This window comes from Sporosarcina sp. P13, assembly GCF_002743055.1.
In the GTDB taxonomy this organism is placed as follows: Bacteria; Bacillota; Bacilli; order Bacillales_A; family Planococcaceae; genus Sporosarcina.
This window is the reverse complement of sequence record NZ_PDYM01000059.1, coordinates 1-6,112: the sequence shown is the minus strand read 5'-3', so window position 1 is coordinate 6,112 and position 6,112 is coordinate 1. Positions and strand designations below refer to the sequence as shown.

The window sequence follows — 6,112 nt, the reverse complement described above, 5'->3', positions numbered from 1 at the left end:
CGACAATATTAATCCAATCAAACGACCCAACAAAAGTTTTAATAAGTAATACTAGGCAAGCGATAAAAAATACGATTGAGAAACCAATTAAAAACTTATGCATATTTCATCCTCCTCTTAAAAGAAACTGGCCCGTTAACGAAACAAGCATAGTTCTACTATCCATACGTTCATAAAGTGTGAAAGGCTTCACTTTTTCCAAGGTTTTGAAGGCAAGCAACTATATTCCGCCCCCTTATTTCACTCTTTTAGTTACAATACTGAAAATATCCATAAAGATTAACCAAAACAAAAAAGTACCCGTTCAGAAAACTTTCGTGTTTGTTTACACATTCACGTGTGTTTCTTGTACAGGTACTTTTCAAGTTATTTTTAAAGTTTCTATCAGGGTTGTAAATTGTTCAAACACCTGGCACCTAAGGCATACAAAAATAACCCTTCGAAAGTACATATTCGAAGGGTTTCGGTTTCCTTGTGAAAGGATAGTTTGCGGAAGGTAGTCAGAATAGCTTTAGAGTTGAGTCGTAATGCCTTCTTTCAATCGTACGTCACTTCAAATGCTTATCAAAAAACTTGATCATCGCATGATAAAACTCAATTCGATTTTCTTCATTTTGGAAGCCATGACCTTCGTTTTCTTTTAGCATATATTCCACATCAATGCCACGCTTCTGCAAGGCTTCTACGATCTGATCTGATTCAGCTTGGTTGACACGCGGATCATTTGCACCTTGTGCTACAAATAAAGGTGTTTTAATTTTGTCAACGTGGAAGACAGGTGAGACAGATTCCAAAAGTTCTTTGTCATGGACTGGATGGCCAACCCTTTTATATAGGTCATTCCGAATCGTTTCCCAATATGGCGGGATGGTTTCGAGCAGCGTAAAGATATTGGAGACGCCCACATAGTCTACAGCTGCTGCATATAGATCCGGGGTGAAGGTGATACCGGCTAACGTCGCATAGCCCCCGAAGGACGCCCCGTAAATTCCGACCCGATCGGGATCTGCTATACCTTGATCGATGGTCCATTGAACACCGTCTGTAATATCATCTTGGATCTTTAATCCCCATTCCTTGTTGCCTGCATCCGAAAATGCTTTACCGTAACCAGTGGAAGAACGGAAGTTCACTTGGAGCACCGCGTATCCACGGTTGGCAAGCAGCTGCACTTCCTGGTTGAAGCCCCACATATCACGCGCCCAAGGTCCGCCATGCGGATTGACGATGAGTGGTAATTGTTCCGGTTTTTTATTTTTCGGCAATGTCAAATAGCCATGAATGGTCAGACCATCTCTACTTGTATAGGAAATGGGGTGCATATCAGCTAAGTGATCACGATCGAGCCACGAAGAAAGTTCCGTCAATTTCGTCAGTTCATCTGTTGTCGAATCGTAATAGTAATAGGTGCCAAATTCTTTATCACTTGAAACAAGCATGATGAATTTGTTCATCTCTTCATTATAATCTTTAAGCATCAGTTCGCTTTCATCCACTTGAAGTTCGTCTTTCAACTGGTTGAACATGCGTTCTAATTCTTTATCAAAAAACTTATAATGCGGTTTGTCTGTTATATACTTGCTTGCTACAAGAGCATCTTTCTTCTTATCATAGATAGCGTCCGTCACGTCTACTTGCGGGTTGGAATAAAGGACCTTCTCATTTGCATCTAAATCGAACACGACTACCTCCATCTTATCCCGACCTTTATTAGATAAAGCATAAATGGATTGATTATCTTTTGAAAATGCGATGGGTGAAATGACATCACTTTCTTCTGTTTGGACAAACGGCTTAAATTCATCCTCTTCTGTTTCACGATAAAGAATTGTACTATCCACACCATCCGTTTCGATCGCGATTCGGATTTTGCCATCATGGTCTGCGAGCCAGCCAGCAATATTGCCGGGATTTTTCGCCACTTGGTCTAGGTCACCGGTTTTAATATTCAATCGATAGGCATCAAAGACCGTTGGATCATCTTTATTCAACCCAATGAGGATTTCATTTTCAATACCAGACAAGTTGCTGATCAACTGCACTTTGGCATCGGGATAAGGTGTTAAATCTCGTTCTTCCCGGCCATTGAAACTGGACGCATACACATGGAAATTCTCATCTCCACCATGATCTTTCAAATAAAGGATATGATCATCCTTCCAGAACGATGCAGAGATGTCCCGATCAGTTGAACTGGTCACCCGAATCGGTTCATCCTCCCCATGCATCTTTTTGACAAAGACATTCATTCGGTTCTTCCATTCGGACCTATACGAAATATACTCTCCATCCAGCGACATTTCGTAACCGGAATCTCCTGGGTTTTTCATGAAATCTTCTACAGAGATTTCTTTTACCCCTTTATTGTTGATGTTTTTTGAAACGAACGTCTTTGCATTATTAATAATGCTTTCCATTTCTTCAGCTGTCACGGTTTCATCCGCTTGGCTGTTTACGTTTAAAAGTCGATCGATTTGTGCAGAATGCATATAATCCGATGGAGTCTTCACCTGTTCTTTAATCTGAAGGGCATGGTCTAAAATTTTAGCTGCTTCACCCTTTGTGATCTGTTTTTCACGTTTCCATGTTTCCGCCACGCTTACACGTTCCTGGTCAAGTGTCCGAACCGTTTCATCTGCTTGGGCAACAAGTGGAGAGGATACGAGTAGTGCGGAAGTCATCGCTGCAAGTAAAGCTTGTTTTTTCACTGGAAAATCCCCCCTATTCTTCGTATTATTTAAATAGCATGTGAATACATGGCTACTGCCAACTAGTTATAATTGAGGTAATGTAGTTTGGGTCAATCGCTTGTTTTCCATACGGCTCAGAATAAAAAGATACCAGTTCCCTAAACGATGCTGAATTGTTCGGGGACCTGGTACCTATTAGTAAAGCATGGATTTTATTCGTTTATTGCACCCGATTATTGCTAAGGAATCATAATAGAGTTGACACAAAACGCGACATGAAAAAGCAGAATTACAACTCAAAAATTGTGCGGTTTATCAACCTTGATAGATGCAACTTCTCCGCAATCTTTACAGAAGGTATAGATAAGTGCGGATCCAGCGAAGAATGGTTTATCTATTGGTCTTAATTTAATAATGTTATCCGTTATCCATTATCCCTTTAGTAAAAGAATCACTACCGCAGAATTTGCAATTAAATTTTTGTTCGCCCATTATTATCACCTCAAAAAGTAGTATTTATTAATGCATACGCTTATTTGATAGAAAAGTTTCAAAAGGAAAAAAGAACATAATTGACTGTACACACACACCATACTTGTTGAACTAAATGGCTGGTCAATGAAAGATTACCTAAAGTAAAAATGTACCCGTGCAGAAAACTTTCGTGTTTGTTTACACATTCACGTTTGTTTCTTGTACAGGTACTTTTCACGTTATGTGACTGTCGCTATCAATCTTCATTCACTCTAGTTCCACTTTTTTTGATTAGTAGATAAGCCCACTATCGGAATTGAAGGTCATATAGTGTCTGCCAAAATCGCTATCTACCATAAATTTATATTGATCAAAGGTGTATTTTTTATGAGTCGAGTAATCTTCGCCCGTCACTTGCTTCTTCGAGACGTATGTCACTCGTACATTTTCAAAACCGTATCGGTCATACTCATCTTCTATCGCAAACTTTGCTTCATCCATGGTCAGTTGGAAATTTTTCGTGCCTGGAAATTCTACATCATAACTCGAGATTTTCCACTGACCCGAATCGTTGATAAACACCGCATTGACAAATCCTCCCTTGTCATCATGTACATTTCGGAATTGGATCGTAGACACATGGAGTACATCTGGATCCGGCTGGGAGTAATCCAAACGCAATTTCACTTCTGTATGCAGTATATCATCCACATACGGAAGATAGTCAAATTCTCCACTATACACCTTCGCAATCACATCATCCACGTATCTTGCGGTCGCATATTGAAGGAATTCAGGACGGACTTGGTTGAACGTTTGATTGTTATCTTCGCTTAGACGGAAGATGCGTTCGATGGAAGAGGTTAACCGGAATAATTTGTCCAGTGCACGATTTTTCACTAGTTGGTCGCCACTTGGTTGAGCGTTATGTGCCTGAATTGCACGGTAGAGAAATTCTGCGTAATGCGCACGTGTCACTTTTTCATTCGGCTTAAATTGTCCTCTATCTCCTTTCGTCACATCGTTTGCGAACAATGCATTCGCATGGACATAGCCCCAGTGAGTGACGATAAGATCATAAAACCCTGCATGCTTAGTCATATTGAATTCAAATGCCAAGTCCAGCATCTTTGCCATCTGAATACGTGTAAGAGAGGATTCAGGATTAAACTTACCGTCCGATCCGCCCACAATTCCCTGATCATATAACTTCATAATCGGTGTATAATAGGCATGATTTTTCGGTACATCTGAAAATACAACTCCCTGAGTGGACGGTTGCGGGAACTTCAATACTTTATCAAGCAATACCGCCACATGTTTACGACTTACAGGCTCCTGCGGACGGAAACTCCCGTCAGGATAGCCATTGATGAACCCTGCTTTTTGCATTTCCTGAATCGCCACGTAGTTCGGATGCTTCTTCGATACGTCTTTAAACTCTTTTGCCAACACTTCATCAAACCCCATCGGAACAAACGACAAAACAAGCAGTAGCAACGTCCAGAGCACAACTTTAAATATCTTCTTCAAGCTATTCTCTCCTCTTCATTTTATTCAGCGACAGCCTCTTACTACCATACTACCAATAAACGAATGACTTCTCTACAATTATTCCGAATAGTCCGATATTAGTTGATTTTATTTGTTGGATGTATGCTGGCACCGCTTTGTAAAAAAAGCACCTGTGCAGAAAACTTCCGTGTGTGTTTACACATTCACGATTGTCTTTACACAAGTGCCCTATTCCAACGTCTCTAACTGCTCACCTATGACGCATTTCTGTTTGAATATCAAGAACTAGTTGTTTATCAAGTTCTGTAGCCTCAGCAATTTTCTCTACTTCCATTCCCATGTCTAAAAGATTACGCGCCATTTGTTTCTTTGTTTTAAAGGCCGCTTCCTGAACCGCTTCCTGAACCGCTTCCTCCAAACGCAATTCAGCCTCCCTTATAGCCGCCTCTTCATCAATCACCCGTTTCCATCTAGACTCATAGGCAAAAAACTCTTCCGGTGTGCCACTCAACGCTTCCCAACTTTCAAAAGCTGAACGAAGTGTTTCATCATTCATAGCGATAGCCTCCAATTCTCTAAAGATATCGTCGTAATTTTTTCCATTCCGTTTGATCAAACAGACTAAAATTTAGATATTCACACATAGTCCACCTTAAGGTCTATCAAACGTTCCAGTGGTAGCCGTTTCGATATACATGATGTAGAATCTATACGCTTCTACCTCGAATTCTGTTAATTTTATTGTATCACTTTTTAGTCCAAACGAGAGAATACTACTAGCTGTTCTCACTGAGTGTAGTGGAGATGGATTTGATTCGTCAAAACGGGAAAATTGAATTTTGCGTACGTGGAAAGTTGATAGGTATCATGTCAGGGCTTCGCAAAATTGAATTTCGTTGGCATTTTAGGGGGTGAATTTGAATTTTCATAGTATTTATTTTGGAAGGGATTTCAGCAATTAAAAAGCCTTATGTTTCGATAATGGCAGTTGAATGAAGCTGTATGGTTCCTTTCCTACGCAAGAATACGAAAATCAGTTGCAGTCGATCATTGATGCGAATGATAATGAAGTGTTTTGGAATGAACTTTCAAGTCATCTGGTCAAAAAAGATTTAGTGAAAGAGGCAGTCGTTCCAAGAGATGCTAATGGACAGTTTCGGCGACTTATGGAAATTAGGGAACGTTATGTGGATGAATTTGGGGAGAATGGGTTGGCTCGTTTGGTTGTTGGTAAAGAGCGCTGTAGGAAAAATAATATGAAGAACCCTTCAAAAAATGTCTGAAGGGTTTTCTTGAACGTAAGCCCCCAATCAAACAACGCATATTTTTAAAAAGCATCTCCTAGTATGATCAATATATCAACTTTAAGGAGATGCTTTTCTATTGCAACAGAAACCATTGACCATAGTCCCCGTAAGTTTGCATTCCGCGCC

Annotated in this window: 4 protein-coding genes; 1 reads left to right on the top strand and 3 read right to left on the bottom strand. The window is 40.2% G+C overall.

The annotated features are described in order from the left end of the window. Window positions 1-548: 548 nt before the first annotated feature. The 3 genes from CSV79_RS16085 to CSV79_RS16070 all read right to left on the bottom strand — a co-directional run bounded on the left by CSV79_RS16085 (window position 549) and on the right by CSV79_RS16070 (window position 5,235). Entirely contained in the window at window positions 549-2,708 is a 2,160-nt protein-coding gene (locus tag CSV79_RS16085; protein ID WP_233201475.1) for a S9 family peptidase, read from the bottom strand. Window positions 2,709-3,455: 747 nt separating this feature from the next. Continuing rightward, window positions 3,456-4,697, bottom strand: coding sequence for an S-layer homology domain-containing protein (locus tag CSV79_RS16075; protein WP_099690064.1), 1,242 nt, complete (start codon window positions 4,695-4,697; stop codon window positions 3,456-3,458). Window positions 4,698-4,929: 232 nt separating this feature from the next. Beyond that, window positions 4,930-5,235, bottom strand: coding sequence for a hypothetical protein (locus CSV79_RS16070; protein WP_099690063.1), 306 nt, complete (start codon window positions 5,233-5,235; stop codon window positions 4,930-4,932). 436 nt (window positions 5,236-5,671) lie between these two features. On the opposite strand from CSV79_RS16070, the gene CSV79_RS16065 reads away from it, so the two are divergent. Beyond that, the gene (locus tag CSV79_RS16065) at window positions 5,672-5,962 is read left to right on the top strand and encodes a hypothetical protein (RefSeq protein ID WP_099690062.1); all 291 of its coding nucleotides are present in this window, start codon (window positions 5,672-5,674) and stop codon (window positions 5,960-5,962) included. Window positions 5,963-6,112: the final 150 nt, after the last annotated feature.